Origin of the sequence: Gemmata sp. SH-PL17 (genome assembly GCF_001610855.1) — a bacterium.
Taxonomy (GTDB): domain Bacteria; phylum Planctomycetota; class Planctomycetia; order Gemmatales; family Gemmataceae; genus Gemmata; species Gemmata massiliana.
Genome location: NZ_CP011271.1, coordinates 7,494,809 through 7,511,046 on the forward strand (window position 1 = coordinate 7,494,809; position 16,238 = coordinate 7,511,046).

Consider the following 16,238-nt stretch of genomic DNA (forward strand, 5'->3'; position numbering starts at 1 on the left):
CCGATGGTTGATGCGCCGGACTTCGGCTACAACCGACCGGCCCAGAGTCGTGACGTGATGCAGGCGGGTGCGCACCAGCCCCAACCACCGGTGCAACCCGGCACCCCGTTGCCCAAGACCATGCCCCAACCACCGGTGCCTCCCGGGTACGCCCAGCCGGGTACCGGCATGGCCGGTGGCCCCGTAGAATCGGCCCCGCGCGGCACGGTCACCGCGATCCCGATCACCGGGTTCGACTCCATCGTCATTCGCTCCCAGGACGCGAAGGATCTGGAGATCGTGCTCCAATTGATCGAGCTCCTCCAGCGCCAGGCCAAGGAAGTTCAACCGAAGATCGAGGTCGTTGCGCTCGAACACGGTGACTGCAACTACATCGCCGATGCGTTCAACGCCGTGCTCACCCGCGTCCAGATCGGGCAGAACGGGAACTACGTCCCGGCCGCCCGGACCGGGGTGACGTCGCCCGGGTTCGGGAACCAAGGCGCGCTCGGCGGCGCCGGGACCGCGGGCTCGCAGAACGTCGGCGCCCTCGCGCTGCCGCGGTTCAACGCCGTGCTCCTCGTCGCGCCGGAGGCGCGCTTCGAGGACGTCAAGAAGGAACTGAAGCGCCTCGACCAGCCGAGCGGCGCACCGCTCAAGGCGTTCCACCTGAAGAACGCCTCTGCGCAAATCGTCGCACAGCAGCTCCAGAACTTCTGGAACACGCGGTACCCGGGCGAGTCGCTCCAGCGGAACCAGTTCCGCGTCACGTTCGACATCGCCAGTAACACCGTGTTTATCCAGGGTAGCCCCAGCGACCTCAGAGACGCCGAGACCCTGATCTCCCTGATGGACACGTCCGTGTCCAAGGCCGTCAACGACCTGCGCGTGTTCCGCCTCAAGAACGCGCTGTCCGACGAACTCGGCCAGGTGCTCAGCCAGGCGCTGACCGCGAACGTGCTCAGTCAGCAGCCGCAGCAGCAGTTCACCAGCCCGCTCGCGCAAACGGCCGGGGGCCAAACGGCGTTCGGCGGGTTCACGACCCAGCAGCAAGGGCAGCAAGGGCTGCAGAACCAGGCCGGGCAGCAGCTCGGGCAGCAGAACCAGCTCGGGCAGCAGAACCAGGGCGGGTTGAACGGCGCCCAGCAGGTCCAGCAGATCAACGCCCTCATCCCGACCATCGGGACCGGCGGCGCGGGCGGCCTCCACACCAAGTCGACCGCGATCCGGTTCTACTCCGCGAAGGACGGGAAGGCCTACGAGACCGGGTTCCTGACGGACGTGCACATCGTCTCGAACGCCCGGATCAACGCTCTCGTCATCGCGGCCCCGGCCGAGACGATGAAGCTGATCGAGCAACTGGTCGAGAGCCTCGACACGGTCGCCGCGGCCCGGTCCTACGTGAACGTGTTCCAGCTCTCGAAGGGCGCGGACGCGACCCTCACGGCGAACCTGATCGCCCAACTGTTCACCGGCCAGGGGCGGCAGGCCACCACCGGTATCGGGCAGCAGGGGCTCGGTAACACGACCCAGGCCCGGCCGCTGCTCACGCTGTCCCCGAACCCGTCGGACGGGGCCTCGCTCGTCGACCTGCGGCTGTCCGTGGACGACCGCACGAACAGCCTCATCGTGGCCGGCTCGCTCAACGACCTCGACACCATCCGCGCCGTCATCGCGCGCCTGGAAGGGACCGACGCCCAAGCCCGGCACCACGAGGTCGTGAAGCTGCGGAACGCCGCCGCCGCGGACGTGGCCACCGCCCTGCAAACGTTCTTCACGAATTCGCTCGCGGCCTACACGGGGGCGCAGTTCACCAGCGTCTACCAGCAGCTCCAGCGCAACGTGGTGGTGATCGCGGAACCGGTGAGCAACACGGTGCTCATCGCCGCGACCCCGCAGTACTTCGGCGAGATCAAGCGGATCATCGACAAGATCGATTCGCAGCCGCCGCAGGTGGTGATCCAGGTGACCATCGCCGAAGTGCAGTTGAACAACACCGAGGAGGCCGGGGTGGAACTGGGGCTCCAGACCCCGGTACTGTTCAACCGCGGCACGGGGCTGAACTTCAACACCACCGCCGCGCTGCCGAACGTGGCGGTCAGCGAGGGGACCGTCGGGTTCCAGGGGCTCGGGAACCTGGGCGTCGGGCGCACGTCGCCCACGCAGGGCGTCGGCGGGTTCGTGTTCTCCGCGTCCAGCGACACGTTCAGCCTCCTGGTCCGGGCGCTCAAGGCGCAGGGCCGGGTGGACGTGCTCAGCCGCCCGCAGGTCCAGGTGGCGGACAACCAGACCGGGTACATGAACGTCGGTCAGAAGTTCCCGGTCGCGACGGGGTCCACGATCACCAACGGGCTGTCCCAACAGGGGATCAACTACGTCGACATCGGGATCACGCTCCAGGTCACGCCGCGCGTGAACCCGGACGGCAAGGTGCTGATGCGGGTCGAACCGACCGTGTCCAGCGTCCAACCGGGCTCGGTCAGCGTGGGCGGCATCCAGGCGGCCGTGTTCAACCAGCAAACGGTGCAGACGACCGTGCTCGCCTCCGACGGCGAAACGATCGTGCTCGGCGGGTTGATCAGCCGGCAGGAGACCCGCAACGAAACGGGCATCCCGTACATGAAGGACATTCCTTACGTCGGGTCGCTGTTCCGGTACCGCACGCACACGCTCCAGCGGCGCGAGATCCTGGTGATCATGACGCCGCACATTGTCCGCAACGAGTACGACCAGGCTCGCGTGCTGGCGGAAGAGTCGGCCAAGATGAAGTGGTGCCTGCCCGAAGTGGCCGCGGCGCACACCCACGGGATGGAGGTCATGGGACCGGCGTCCCATGGCGCCCGCCCGGTTCCGGTGGGCGGGCCGCAGGGCGGCGCTCAGCAGCCCGTTCCCGGCCCCGCGTACATCGGTACGTTCAACCCGATCCCGCTCGACGGAACCTCGGCGTACCAGCCCGGGGCCGCACCGGGCACACTGCAACCGGGCACGCTGCAACCGGCGTACATCCCGCCGGGCGCGCAACCGGGGGCGGTGCAGCCGAATAACCTGATGCCGCCGGGCGGCGCGGCCATTCTGCCAATGGCGCCCCAGCCGATGCAACCGGGCACCCCGATGCCGGGGCAGTTCGTACCGGGAACGGGGACGCTTCCCCCGCTCCCGGGTGCGCCCGGGGCAATGGCCCCGCAACTGTGGCCGAACCAGCCCGCCGCGGGCGTGATGCCGATCAGCGCGACCCAGCCGACGTTCGCGCCTCCGGCTTCAACTCAAGCGGTGGTGCAACCGGGCTTCGTACCGCCCGTCGCAACGGCCCCGGTGTACCCGCAATCGATCCCGGTTCAACCCGCACCGGTGGGTTACACGATGCAAGTGCCCGGTGCGCCGGCACAGCCCGTAGCGCCCCCCGGGGCACCGAACACCGCGGGGCGCGGGTTCTCGATGGTCGGCGGTGCGCCCGCTCCGGCGGCACCCGCTCAACCACAACCGGCAACGGGTAAGGATACCCCGCCGGCGGACAAGAAGCCGCTTCCCAAAACCACGGAGGGTACGCAATGGGGTACCGGAAACAACATCTTCCGTTGATCGTGTTGGCGTCCGGGATGCTGGCCCTCGGTAGCGGCTGCACCACAACGGGCGCGAGCACCGACGCGAAGAAGATCGAGTCAAAGAAGCCCGACGTGACGCAACCGGGCGTGCTGGCGCCGCCCCAGGAGACGACCCGCCCGGTGTCCGCTGTGGGACCGGGTGGATCGGTAGTCCCGGCATCCGGAACGGCCCCAGCTATGTCCGTGGGGAACCCGCAAGCGCCTACGGAGCCCGTGTCGCCGCTCGCGAAACTGAGCTCGCGGCCCGAGCGCAAGGTGGTCGCGACCGAGATGGCGGTGGGCTGGCAGAACCGGATCGCCTCGCTGCCGGACCCGGTGCGCAACGGGCGCATGAGCCCGGGCATCGTGGGGCAGATGTTCCTCTTCGGGGGGACGAAACTGGAGTTCGCCCAGGCCGACGGTACGCTCACCGTGGACCTGGTCGACGAGACCCCGCGCCAACCGGGGCAGCCCGCGGCCAAGCCCGAGCGGTGGCAGTTCAGCAAGGAGATCTTGCGGAACCTGCAGGCCCGCGACGAAACGTTCGGGAAGAGCTACGTGCTGTTCCTCCCGTGGCCGTCGTACACACCGGACGTCACGCGGGTGCGGATCTCCGCCCGCTACGATCCGGAGAACGGCCACACGCTGTTCTCGACGCCGAACAACATCACGTTCGACACGAGCGTGTCGCAAGACCCGCGCATGTGGGCCGAAAAGTCGAACGTGTCGACGCCGATTGTTCCCGGAAAGCCGCTCGGTGCCGGTTCAATGCCGGGGCTGGGCGGGGTGACGACGAGTGGCGTGATGCCGATTTCCGGTGCAGCGGGCGCGCCGATCCCGCTCGGCGGGGCGGCGGCGCCTAGCACGATGATGCCGATTCAGTCGAACGGACCGGCCCCAATGGTGCCCATCCCGCAGGGCGGCGCCATGTTGCCGATCCAACCGAACGGTGCGGCCCCGATGATGACGATTCAGCCGAACGGCGCCATGATGCCGATCCCGCCGGGTACGGTTCCGGCGGGCGCGCCGAGCACGGCTCCCGCAGCGCCGGCGGGTGTAGTTCCGGTAATTCCAGCGGCCCCAACGACCGCGGCTCCGACGACAGCGGCGCCCACGAACCCGGCGCCGCTGCCCGATGGGTTGCCCCCGCTCACCATCACGCTGCCCACGCGACAGTGAGTTGGTGACGTACAGTAGAGCCGGGTGCGCGAGTGGCCGGAGGCGTTGCGTTACAAGCGCAAAACCTCCGGCCACTCGCGCACCCGGCTCGCCTTTGTTTCCCCGCGCCCGACAATGCACCTGTCCGCTGTGCGAACCCGGGGAGCGCATGACCGAGCCGATACTGGCGACCGAAAATCTGACCAAAGACTACGGCTCGTTCCGCGCGCTGAACGCCCTCACCCTTTCCGTCAACCCGGGCGAAGTGGTCGGGTTGCTCGGCCCCAACGGGTCGGGCAAGTCCACGGCCCTGCGGCTCGTGCTCGGCTTCCTCCGCCCGACGAACGGCCGCGCGAGCATCGGCGGGTTCGACTGCTGGGCCGATAGCGTCGAGGCGCGCAAGCGGGTCGCGTACCTGCCGGGCGAACTGCGGCTCTACGACACCATGACCGGGCGCCGGCTCGTCACATTCCTCGCGCAGCTCCGGGGCGACGTCACCGGCTCGGAGATCGACGACCTCGCGAAGAAACTGGACATCGACATCGACCGGCCGCTCACGCAGATGTCCAGCGGTATGAAACGCAAGGTCGCGCTGCTCGCGGTGCTGGTGCCGAAGGTGCCGCTCATCATCCTCGACGAGCCGACGAACACGCTCGACCCGACGATGCGCGACGAGCTGCTCGACCAACTCAAGGCCGCACGCGACCGCGGTCAGGCGGTCCTGTTCTCGTCGCACGTGCTCCAGGAAGTCGAAGCGGTGTGTGACCGGGTCGCGGTTCTGCGCCGCGGCGAACTGGTTCACGTACAGGAGATGAGTTCGCTACGCGAGGGCCGGAACGTAAGCGCGCGACTCACCGGCGCCCCGCCCGCTCTCGGCCCCGGCGGGGCGCCCCTCGATCCGAGCGCGATCACGACCGACGGGCGCCTCCAGTTAACGTTCCGTGGCCCGCTCCCGGCGCTCCTCGACTGGCTCGCGAAGCAACCGCTCGCGGACCTGGTGATCGAGCCGCAGGGCCTGACACCGATCTACAAGAAGTTCCACGGCTAACCGGGCGAACGGCCGGCGTGAGCCGGCTGGTCAGAACTCGCAGAGCACGTGTCACTCACCAGCCGGCCCACGCCGGCCGTTCGCCGGAAGCACATATGACCATAATCCTCGTTCGCAAACTGCTCCGCGACGTGCGCCCCGCGTTCATCGCGGTGTCCGTCATCCTGTTCGCGTTCGCGATGCTCTGGGTGAAGATCACACAGCGCGTGACGACCGAGATCGCGCCGATGTTCAAGATCGTTTCCACGGTCGCGATGGGCGACCCGAAGCGGTTCGAGAATCTGATGATGCGCGGGCCGAGCAAGGTGTCCCAGGCCGCCCTCGGGTGGGGCGAGATCAACTTCGAGCGCCCGACGGAGTTCCTGTCCATCGGGATGCTGCACCCGGTCGTACTCATCCTGTCCGTGGTGTGGTGCGTGGGGCGCGGGGCCAGTGCCGTGGCTGGCGAACTCGACCGCGGTACGATGGAACTGCTCATGTCGCAACCGGTTCCGCGGAACCGATTGCTTCTTGCCCACCTCATTGTTGATTGCGTCGTGCTACCAGCGTTGTGTTTGGCGTTCTTCGCGGGCACGCAGTTCGGTCTCGCAACGGCCGGCCCGTTCGTACCGAACTACACCGCGCTGGACGAGATCCCGCAGTTGAAGAACCTCCCGCGCGACACCACTCCACTGGACGTTAGCGGAATGAGTGAGATCACAGGGCTGGTCAACACGCTCGCGCTGATGTTCGCGATCAGCGGCATGACGCTCGCGATGTCCGCGTTCGGCCGGAGCCGATGGAAGGTAGTGGGGTTCGCGGTGCTGGTACTGGTGGTGATGTTTGTGGGGAACACAATCGGTCAGTTGTGGGAACCGGCCGGGTTCGTGCGCCCGCTCACGTTCTTCTACTACTACCAACCCCAGCGCGCGATGATCGCGGACGTCTGGACCGTCGATCTCAATAATTCGTGGAACCTCGGGGGCAGCTTCTTCGTGCCCGCGGTCGGAGTGTTGTTTACGGTGGGGGGTGTGGGTTACGCGATCGCGTTACGAACATTTACCCGCCGCGATCTCCCGGCGCCGCTGTGAGTTACGGCTTGTTGAGATTTGTACCGGGCGAAAACTTCCGCGGTTGGCGTTGACAACTTTTGTGAACCCGCTCAGTATACCCAGAAGTTCTGCCTCTTCTCTGTTCCGGCCCCATCGTATTGAGGCGCAAGCCAAAATGCGATGGGGTTTTCTTCATCGTCTTCACACTTCCTACTTCTTTCGGGATCGTTGGTTGCACTGTCTTCTGTTCTCGGCGCTTGGCTATACTGTGACCTTACGAACGTGTGCGCCCCGGGAGCAGGTGTCGTGCAACCGCCCGCAAATTCTACAAGCCCCGCGAACCTCGACGACCCGGCCCTCTACATCAACCGCGATCTGAGCTGGTTGGATTTTAACCGGCGCGTGCTGGAAGAGGCCCAAGACCCGACCGTTCCCATGCTGGAACGGCTGAAATTTCTCGCGATCTTCAGCTCGAACCTGGACGAGTTCTTCATGGTCCGGGTGGGCGGGATCCAACAGAAAGTCCAGGCCAACATTCCGATCGGGTCCGGGGCCGATCAGTTGTCCCCGCGGGTGCAACTGGAACAGGTGCGAACGACCACGCGCGAACTCGTGACCGAACAGTACCGGGTGCTGCACGAGGAAGTGCTACCGACGCTGGCCGTGCGCGGGATCGTACTCCGCACCGCCGACCAACTCTCGGAAGCGGACCGCGCGCACGTCCGCGAGCTGTTCACGCGGGAGATTTTCCCCGTCCTGACGCCACTCTCGACCGATCCGGCGCACCCGTTCCCGCACCTCCAGAACAAGTCCCTCAACCTCGCCGTCGTCCTGCACCGGCCCAACGACGCCGACCCGCTCTACGCGGTCGTTCAGGTGCCCAGCGTGCTCCCGCGCTTCTTACCCCTACCCGTCCCCCGAACGGAAACGCTCGGCCCGACCGAGGAGAAGGTGAGGGCGGGTACGAACGGTGAAACCTCGGGCGTGATCCCCTTCGCCTCGCGCCCCGTCACGCTCGCCCCGACGCCGCACGCATTTTTGCCACTCGAAGACGCGATCCGCCTGCACCTGCGGGAACTGTTCCCGGGATTGGAGATCGGGAACGCGGTCGCGTTCCGCGTGACGCGGGACAGTGAGTACGAAATCGACGACGAAGTGGACGACCTGCTCGAAGAGATCGAGGCCCACGTCCGCGCGCGGCGCCGGGGACACCCGGTGCGCCTGGAGATCGACAACGGCGCCCCGTCGGACATGCAACTGTTCCTCACCGACGGGCTGAACCTCAGTGCGGCGGACGTGTACCCGACGCGGGGACCGCTCGACCTGACGGGCCTGTTCCAGATACTCGCGGTGCCCGGGTTCGCGGACCTGCGCGACCCGCCGTTCACCCCGGCGGCCGTGAGCGCGTTCGTCCAGGCGAGCAACCCGTGGTCGGTCATCCGCGGGCGCGACGTGCTCGTGTTCCACCCCTACGAGTCCTTCGCGCCGGTCGTGGAGTTCATCCAGGCCGCCGCGTCCGACGAGCGCGTCCTCGCGATCAAGCAGACGCTCTACCGCACGAGCAGCGATTCGCCGATCGTCCGGGCGCTCCAGCGAGCCGCCGACCTGGGCAAACAGGTTACGGCCGTGGTGGAACTGAAGGCCCGCATGGACGAGGAGCGGAACATCCTCTGGGCGCGGGAGCTGGAAAAGGCCGGGGTCCACGTGGTGTTCGGGTTCGTCGGGCTGAAAACGCACTGCAAGGTGTCGCTCGTCGTGCGCCGCGACGAGGATCACGCGATCCGCCGGTACGTCCACTTGGGTAGCGGGAACTACAACCCGCAGACGGCCCGCGTGTACACGGACCTCGGGCTGTTCACCTGCAACCCGGAAGTGGCCGAGGACGCGACACTCCTCTTCAACCACCTCACCGCCAGCACCCCGCTGCCGGCGATGCGGAAGCTGCTCGTCGCGCCGACCCGCCTGCAAACGCAGATGATCGAGAAGATCGACCGCGAGGCCGCGAACCTCAAAGCCGGGAAGCCCGCGCGCCTGCTGGTGAAGGTCAACGGCATCCTGGAACCCGCGGTGGTGAAAGCGCTGTACCGCGCGAGCCAGTCCGGGGTGAAAATCGACATCGCGTGCCGCGGGATCTGCTCACTGCGCCCTGGAATCCCCGGTGTGAGCGAGAACATTCGCGTCATTTCGGTAGTCGACCGGTTCCTCGAACACAGCCGCATCTTCTACTTCGAGAACGGCGGTTCGCCGGAAGTGTTCGTCGGCAGTGCCGACTGGATGGACCGCAACCTGAGTCGGCGCGTGGAGGTGGTGTTCCCGATCGAGCAGCCGGACCTGAAGCAGCGGGTCATCGACGTGCTCAAAACCACTCTCGCGGACACCGCAAAAGCACGCGAACTGCTCCCGGACGGGCACTACCACCGCGTGACGCCGCCCGACGGCCAACCTCCGCTGCGGAGCCAGGTGCGGTTCCTGGAACAAGCCAACGAACCGCCGCCCCCGCCCCCAACCGCTCCCGTCACTCCCAAGCCGGTTCGCCGCGCCAAGCGCCGGTAAACAAAAGACCGGTGGCCGCGATCGATCGGACTAATCCGACTGACCGCGGCCACCCGTTTCGACCTTCCAGTCCCCAATTACTCGTTCCCGCCACCCTTCGGCGGGGTCGGCTTGGCGGCCGGCACCGGTGCGGAGGGGTACGGGTTCGTCGGCCCGGAAATCTGGTAGTCGCTGGGGTTGTACCCGCAATCACACTTACCACCAACGTGGTTGCAGCCGATCGCGGCAACCAGCGCGGCGAGAACAGACGTCAACGCGATGTATCGGCGCATGACCGTAACCGTCCGTGGCGTGTTGAAGTCGAAAGAGACATCGACCACCCACGGCCGCCGCCGGGAAGAACACCGTGTGACCGGTGCCCAAGCCCGACGGCAGCACGGGAGGGTGAACGCACTAATGGCCCGCTTCCATGCGCGAACCACCAGAGGCCGGGTGAGTGTTGGACTCCGCCGCTACCGCACCCGACGCCGGTTATATCGACGGCCCCCGTTGCCCGGGTTCACTCGTTTTCGCCGAACCGCGCGGTTTCTCCCGCTCCCCTCTCTAAACTGGTTGTGAAGCGCGCACCGGTCGCGCACGCATTCTCTCTCAGTGGTATCCGAACGTGGACGCTATCATCCTCGCGGCCGGTAAGGGCACCCGGTTGCGCCCGCACACCGAAACGACCCCCAAACCGCTCCTCGACGTTCAGGGGCGGCCGATCCTCGACTGGATCATCGGCGCACTTCCGCCCGTCGACCGCCTCGTGGTCGTGGTCAACTACCTCGCGGAGCAAATCGAGAGCTACCTCGCGAAGCAAACGCACGCGAAGAACTGGACCACCGTTCGACAGGCCGAACCGCGCGGCACCGGCGACGCGCTCATGAGTTGCCGCGGGGCGGTCACGTCCGATCGGGTGATGGTGCTGAACGGCGACGACCTCATCGGCCGCTCGGATCTCGCGAACCTTGCCACGGTGCCGATGGGCATCCTCACGCACCCCGTGAACGAACCCGAGCACTACGGTATCACGTTCCGGAACCCCGACGGCACACTCGAAAAGATCGTGGAGAAGCCCCAAGGGTTAACCCCACCTCAACTGGCGAACATCGGCGGGTACATGTTCCCGCGCTCGGTGTTCGAGCTGACGCTCCCGCTCTCACCGCGGAACGAGTACGAGATCACCGACGCGGTCAGCCAGCTCGCGGCGAAGGGGCCGTTCCACGTTGTCGCTGCGAACTACTGGCTCCCGATCGGCACCATCGACCAGTGGACCGCCGCACAAACCGCCGACGTCAGCGCCGCCAAGTAAGCGATTCGCTCGCCCCAAGCTCTGTAGCGGTCGGGACGAACGGCCGCCCTAGTTCTCGCCCACTTTCGGCGGAACGACCGGCTCCCAACGCAACCCCGGCACGAACGCACGCGACCGCTTCGCGAGCACGCCCCACGGTGTGTCCTTGTGGTCGGTCGCCAGCTTGCTGAACTCTTCTTGGGCCGCATCGAACATCGCACGCACCTCTCGACGCGACGTGAGTTTCTCGGCCGGGCAGAGCCGCCAACCCGTTGCGCCGGCGGGTAAATCGGGAAGCGTTTCGGTGCGCACGCGAGCCAGAAGCAAGTTGTACTCGTTGAGCACGACCAGCCGAAGCCGCAGTTCGGCCAGCGTGTAGTCGTAATGCGCCTGCCAGCGCTTCGTTTCCTTCTCACGGTGTTTGGCCGCGGCCAGTAGCCCCTCTAATTCGCTTTCCAGTCTCGTAATCGCCTGAGCGAGCGGGAGTTGTGCGTCGCTGATCGCCTTCTTGGTCCGGTCCACGATCGGCGCGGTCAGCGGTGTGACGCCCTTTGGTTCCTTCGCGGTCAGCGGCCACGTGTCGCGCACCGCTTGCTGCGCCCGAAGGGTCGCGACGCGAAGCGGGTACTTGTCCCCGTTCTTTAGAGCGTCATCGGCCGAAACGTCGCTCGCGTATCCCTTTAACAACGCCTCCGAGAACGGCAGCAACTCGATGGCCCCGGTGTCGCCCTCGAATAGTGGCGGCAGTGCGAGTTCATCGAGAATCGCCTTTGCATCAGCGCCAGGAATTCCCTTCGGCGCTGCGGGAAGCTCGAATCGTTTCGCGGGCGCGGCTTTGGGATCGTAAGCGGCGGGCAGTTTGGGAGCGGTCCCCACGAGCACCGGCGTCTGTTTTCCCAGGGCTGCAACAGACTGGCACGCGGACTTGTGTAGCTGCTCGATCGGGATGGCGTCACCCGGCGCGGCTTTGGCAGCGGTATCGGCCGCTGCGTGGCGCAGGGCATCGAGATACGCACTCCCCGCGAAGATCCCGGCCGGACCGCGCGGAGCCGAGTATTCCAGCGAATGCTCGCCCGGCGAACACGCCACCAGCGCTTGCACGCCCTCGGGCGGAGTCGTGAGTGCCTTAAAAAGAACAGGTGTCATCGGTCCCGGATCACGGCGCCCGCGCACTCGCTCCGGGTTGTGCCGGCACACGTCCCAAATCACGATCTTCTGCGCCGCGTGCAGATCCTTCAACTTCGCGTAGACGTCCGCCACCGGGAGCAGGGTTTCGGGCGCGTCCGGGTCGCCGTCAACGGGCACGACGAACGCCCGTCCGTCCTTCTCTACTGCGTGTACGCCGAGGTAAATCACGACGCGGTCGTGTGGCCGCGTCGTCGAGCAGAAGCCCGCGATCGTCTTCGCGAGAGCGTCTTTCGTGGGCAATCGCGCGTCCGTCGCCAGCGTATCGGACAGCACGAAGAGTTGCTCGTTCCCCTTCGCGGTCGGGGTTCGGAAACCGGCCGCAAAACGATCCGCGACCGCGCGCACGCGATCCGGTCCGCCCGGGGCCGCGTGCGTGAGCGGGTTCAGGTACAGGTAGCCGCCGATTTGAACGAACAGCACCCGACGCGGGAACGGAGAACCCTTCGGCTCTTGGGCCGAAACAACCGGCGCGAGAATCAGGACCGCCGCAATCGAAAGTGCGAATCGCATGATGCCCTTGTAATAACGAGCGCCGATCGCGAACCGTTACGGTTTCGCCGCGGGCCGCGTGTACAGGTCGTCAACGGCCTGCGTTAGAACGCCTTCGAGTTGCGTGGCCTCGTCCCCTTCCGGCTCGCGGGCGAGGTGCGGAACAAGGTGTAGCGTTCCGTCCGGGTCGAACTCGACTTCGAGGTTCGCGAGCAGCCCGCCCGTTAACCGCCGGACCGTGTACGACCACACCGATCGGCGCACCGCCGCATCACGGGCACTCGCATCGGCCCCGGCCCCCAGTCCCGCTTCGTGGTGCGCGACGGCCGCAAGCACGTCACACGTTATCGGGTGCCCGTCGCCGTACATCTTGTCCACGAACGCGAGCAGGTCCGCAAGAACCGCTCGGATGTGAACCGGGTTCCCGTTCGGCACGTGCTCAATGACCTCGGCCACGATCCGGCTCACCAGTTCGTCCGGCAAGCCCGCGAAATCCGCGAACGGACTGTCCGCTTTACCGACCGCCTTCCACGCCTCGGCCCGCACCGGGGCCACCTTCGCGATGAGCACGTCGCCGAGGCGCCAGAGCGTGTCGTAAGCCTCCTGAGCGATCCGGAGCGATTCGAGCGACTTGTTGGCCCGAAGGACCGCGTCGGCGAGCGGCACGGTTGCGACCGCGGCCAGCCCGGACGACGACCCGTACATCCGCTTGGCGAACATAACGCACTGGCGCAGAACCATTTGGGCTTCATCGAAGTTGCGCAACCCGGCGAACGCTTCGGCCAGCCCGTACAGGAAGCTGAGCCGATCGCGGCGGCTCGGCGTGTCCGGCGGCATCGCGTCCTTGCTCGCGTGCTGGAACTCGGCCACGGCCTTCTGGAACTTCCCCATCCGGAGGTGCAGCCGGGCCATGTCCGCATACGCCATCGCCAGCGGGTGCGACCCGGACCCGTGCTTCCCCTTGGCCACCTTCGCGGCCCGTTTCACGACCGTTTCGGCTTCTTCCGCGCGCCCCTCGGCGAGCAACTGTAGCGCCTCTTGTAGCGCGGCCGACGGCTGTTCCGCAAACACCATGAGAGCCCCCAACAACGCACGAGCAACGCTCGCAATTATCCCTCGCGCACCGCGAGGTGTCCAGGGTACTCACCAACCCGCGACGTTTGGGAAACACCAGTAACCCGAACGGTCGACACCGCACCACGGTTCCAGTAACGCGGACCTGCTGAAGCCGACCCGACCCGAAAGCTAACACTTGCTAACCTTTTCGGACCGGAACGCTCTCGCGGGTACCTCAGAGACAGCTCCAAAACCCACATTCACAACACCTTAAGACGCGACAATTTCTCCAAAAATCTCCCCAAATGGCTAACATCCACCCACACGCAGCATCATTTTTGCGACTCCGCACGCCCCGAATGCTGCAACTACACCCAAATTTCACCCCAAAACGTTACACTCCGCACCGGCCCGTCCACGTTGCCTACCGATAGTATACGCAATGCCATGTAAAAATTCAAACAGAAGAACGTGATTCCAGGATCGCAGGAGCAACCCGATGGTGTTCGTTCCACCCGCGGCGGTTCTCGACCCGGGAACGGGAAACCGCTCAGGCCAATTGACGCCATTCACGACGCGTGGTATTCGCTGCTCCACTTTCGGAGAACAGAAGATGCGCGGCGCAGCAACGACATTGCTTTTGGTGACGCTCGCCCTATTGGGTTGCACCGCCTCCAACAGTGGTCCCGTAGCAACGCAATCGCCTCCGACGTCAATTGCTGCCCCCCCGTCCAAGCAGTGAGTCGCCCTTGAGTGAGGCGCCTCCACCAAAAGAGAAGGTTAACCGGCCCGAAACAGCTCCCGTCGATGAGCGCGAGCAGAAGCAAACCGCCTTGTACGCCTCTTTGGATAAAGTGCTTCCGGCGGACATTCGGCCAATCCAAGCTCACGCCGCCAATCCGTCGCTGACCAACGTCGTGTTTTGGAGCAAAGACGGCATCCAAGTATTTGACCTGGAGACGGGAGAAATCAGCCATCGAAGCTACATGAAAGCGATTGCCCATGTTGACCACATAACCTACGAGGACGAGGGCGAAATCTTTTGGTGGTGCCTTTGGAATGGCGGTACGGTGACTCTTCGCTTTCCGGGTACTCGGTAGCCCGCACCACGCCCATCGGCCCTTGCACCGGGCGCCAGATCGGTCATGCTGGGAGCGGTTCCGGGGGGCGGCCGGCCCGCGTTTGAGTGGGTTTTCATTTGCCCCTCACGAGCGGTCCGTTATTGTGTGCATTCAAAATGCGCCCTTCCTCTCCGGGAGCCGCCTTGATGTCGCGTGTGCTCTGGTCCATCCTCTCCATCGCGGCCATCGCCCTCACCGGGTGCGGGTCCGGGCCGAAACTGCACCCCCTGTCCGGCAAGGTGTTGTTTAACGACGCGCCCGTCGCCCCGAAGGACGGGGAGATCGCGTTCGTCGAATTCACGGCGGACAAGGGAGCGGGGAACACGTCCGCACACCTGCCCCGGGGCACCATTGGGCCGGACGGCACGTACACCGTTTCCACCAACAACCAGCCCGGCATCGAGGCCGGCGCGTGGACCGTCCGGGTGGTCTACAACAAGCCGGACGAAGCGGGGCTGAAGAAGTCCGCCTATGCCCCGCCACTATCTCTGATCGCCGCAAAGTACAGCGACTTCGGCGCCAGCGGATTCAAGGTAACCGCCGGCCCGGACGCGCCGAAAGCGCCGGACTTCAAGGTCTCATCCAAGTGACCCCGCGTGGGTCGCCCACAGATCGCCCGTCACCGGTTCATTCGCCCTACTCTCTCGCTTCCGGAGACGTCATATGTCCCGCACGGTTCGACGGTCGGCGTTTACGCTGATCGAGCTGCTCGTCGTCATCGCTATTATTGCTATCTTGATCGGCCTGTTGCTGCCCGCGGTCCAGAAGGTCCGCGAGGCCGCCGCCCGCATGTCCTGTCAGAACAACATCAAGCAGCTGGCCATCGCCACCCACTCGTACCACGACGCGGTCAACCAGTTCCCGACCTCCGGCGCGCCGGGGTACGTGGACAACAACAGCGTCAACACCCAGAACTGGAGCTGGCTCGTCAAGATCCTGCCGTACATCGAGCAGGACAACTTGTACCGCGCGACCGGCGCGCCGACGGCGGTGCTCAACACCAACCCGGCGGCCGTGCAGACGAACGTGAAGACCTTCCTGTGCCCGTCGGACTCCAACAACACCACCCCCCGCACCGACACGAACATCGCGTACAACACGACGTTCGCCGTGGCGATGACGAACTACAAAGGGGTGAGCGGCAGCGCCTGGATGTGGGGGTCATATGCAACCGGTGCCTCCGGCGTCACCGGAACCAACCCCGGTCTGGACAGCGGGAACGGGTGGGTTTATCGGTCGAACGGTGGCCAGAACTTCCCGGGCCCGCGGACGATGGCCAGCATCTCCGACGGGACGAGCAACACGTTCTTCGTCGGTGAAGACGTCGCCGACTTCAACCAGCACCTCTCGTGGCCGCACTTCAACAGCTGCACCGGGACGACGGCGATCCCGCCGAACAACCTCAACACGGTCGCTTCGCGCGGCGACTGGCCGAACGTGTACTCGTTCCGCAGCCGGCACACCAACGGGCTGAACTTCGCGCTCGGGGACGGTTCGGTGCGCTTCGTCTCGAACAGCATCGCCCTGTCAACGTACCGCGCCTTCGGCACGATGAACGGCGGCGAGGTCGCGAGTCTGGACTGAGCCCCTCGGTTCCGACCTCTGCCCGACGGCCGGGCACAAGGGGTACCCCAGCCGCCCGCTCCCAACTTCACCGCGCGCTTGCCTTTACCATCGTCTAACATTGCTCCGGGCGGCGCGTCGAACGCGCCGCATTCACCCCGGAGGATCTGTACACGATCGACCGCTTCGCCGAGACGGAAA

The 16,238-nt window shown here is 65.8% G+C and carries 12 protein-coding genes; 9 read left to right on the forward strand and 3 right to left on the reverse strand.

Annotation, left to right across the window (positions count from 1 at the left end):
• Positions 1–3 precede the first annotated feature (3 nt).
• The 5 genes from VT84_RS31065 (at position 4) to ppk1 (ending at position 9,350) form a co-directional block, all read left to right on the forward strand.
• The gene (locus VT84_RS31065; protein ID WP_157470030.1) at positions 4–3,558 is read left to right on the forward strand and encodes a secretin N-terminal domain-containing protein; all 3,555 of its coding nucleotides are present in this window, start codon (positions 4–6) and stop codon (positions 3,556–3,558) included.
• Positions 3,528–4,739: a hypothetical protein gene (locus tag VT84_RS31070; RefSeq protein ID WP_082842255.1), complete on the forward strand. Its 1,212-nt coding sequence runs from the start codon at positions 3,528–3,530 to the stop codon at positions 4,737–4,739. Before VT84_RS31065 ends, VT84_RS31070 begins: the two co-directional genes overlap by 31 nt.
• 148 nt (positions 4,740–4,887) lie before the next feature.
• A complete protein-coding gene (locus VT84_RS31075; RefSeq protein ID WP_162271900.1) occupies positions 4,888–5,766 on the forward strand; it encodes an ABC transporter ATP-binding protein in 879 nt (292 codons plus the stop codon).
• A gap of 95 nt (positions 5,767–5,861) precedes the next feature.
• Entirely contained in the window at positions 5,862–6,836 is a 975-nt protein-coding gene (locus VT84_RS31080; RefSeq protein WP_082842257.1) for an ABC transporter permease subunit, read from the forward strand.
• A gap of 267 nt (positions 6,837–7,103) precedes the next feature.
• A complete protein-coding gene (gene ppk1 / locus VT84_RS31085; RefSeq protein ID WP_052557106.1) occupies positions 7,104–9,350 on the forward strand; it encodes a polyphosphate kinase 1 in 2,247 nt (748 codons plus the stop codon).
• A gap of 77 nt (positions 9,351–9,427) precedes the next feature.
• Here the strand turns inward: ppk1 and VT84_RS31090 are convergent, their stop codons facing one another.
• Positions 9,428–9,622 carry a hypothetical protein gene (locus tag VT84_RS31090; RefSeq protein WP_157470032.1) on the reverse strand — a complete coding sequence of 65 codons (195 nt, stop codon included), beginning with the start codon at positions 9,620–9,622 and terminating at the stop codon, positions 9,428–9,430.
• 332 nt (positions 9,623–9,954) lie between these two features.
• Here VT84_RS31090 and VT84_RS31095 point away from each other — a divergent pair, with 332 nt between their 5' ends.
• Positions 9,955–10,641 (forward strand): nucleotidyltransferase family protein, encoded by a 687-nt coding sequence (locus VT84_RS31095; RefSeq protein ID WP_052557110.1) that lies wholly within the window; start codon positions 9,955–9,957, stop codon positions 10,639–10,641.
• A 48-nt stretch (positions 10,642–10,689) separates the two neighbouring features.
• Here the strand turns inward: VT84_RS31095 and VT84_RS31100 are convergent, their stop codons facing one another.
• Together VT84_RS31100 and VT84_RS31105 are read right to left on the reverse strand one after the other, a co-directional pair.
• Positions 10,690–12,318 (reverse strand): caspase domain-containing protein, encoded by a 1,629-nt coding sequence (locus VT84_RS31100; protein WP_082842259.1) that lies wholly within the window; start codon positions 12,316–12,318, stop codon positions 10,690–10,692.
• Positions 12,319–12,354: 36 nt separating this feature from the next.
• The gene (locus VT84_RS31105) at positions 12,355–13,371 is read right to left on the reverse strand and encodes a tetratricopeptide repeat protein (protein WP_082842260.1); all 1,017 of its coding nucleotides are present in this window, start codon (positions 13,369–13,371) and stop codon (positions 12,355–12,357) included.
• 731 nt (positions 13,372–14,102) lie between these two features.
• On the opposite strand from VT84_RS31105, the gene VT84_RS31110 reads away from it, so the two are divergent.
• From VT84_RS31110 to VT84_RS31120, 3 genes are all read left to right on the forward strand, one after another.
• Positions 14,103–14,453: a hypothetical protein gene (locus tag VT84_RS31110; protein ID WP_052557118.1), complete on the forward strand. Its 351-nt coding sequence runs from the start codon at positions 14,103–14,105 to the stop codon at positions 14,451–14,453.
• A 167-nt stretch (positions 14,454–14,620) separates the two neighbouring features.
• Positions 14,621–15,064 (forward strand): hypothetical protein, encoded by a 444-nt coding sequence (locus tag VT84_RS31115; RefSeq protein WP_082842261.1) that lies wholly within the window; start codon positions 14,621–14,623, stop codon positions 15,062–15,064.
• A gap of 73 nt (positions 15,065–15,137) precedes the next feature.
• Positions 15,138–16,058, forward strand: coding sequence for a DUF1559 domain-containing protein (locus VT84_RS31120; protein WP_052557120.1), 921 nt, complete (start codon positions 15,138–15,140; stop codon positions 16,056–16,058).
• Positions 16,059–16,238 lie beyond the last annotated feature (180 nt).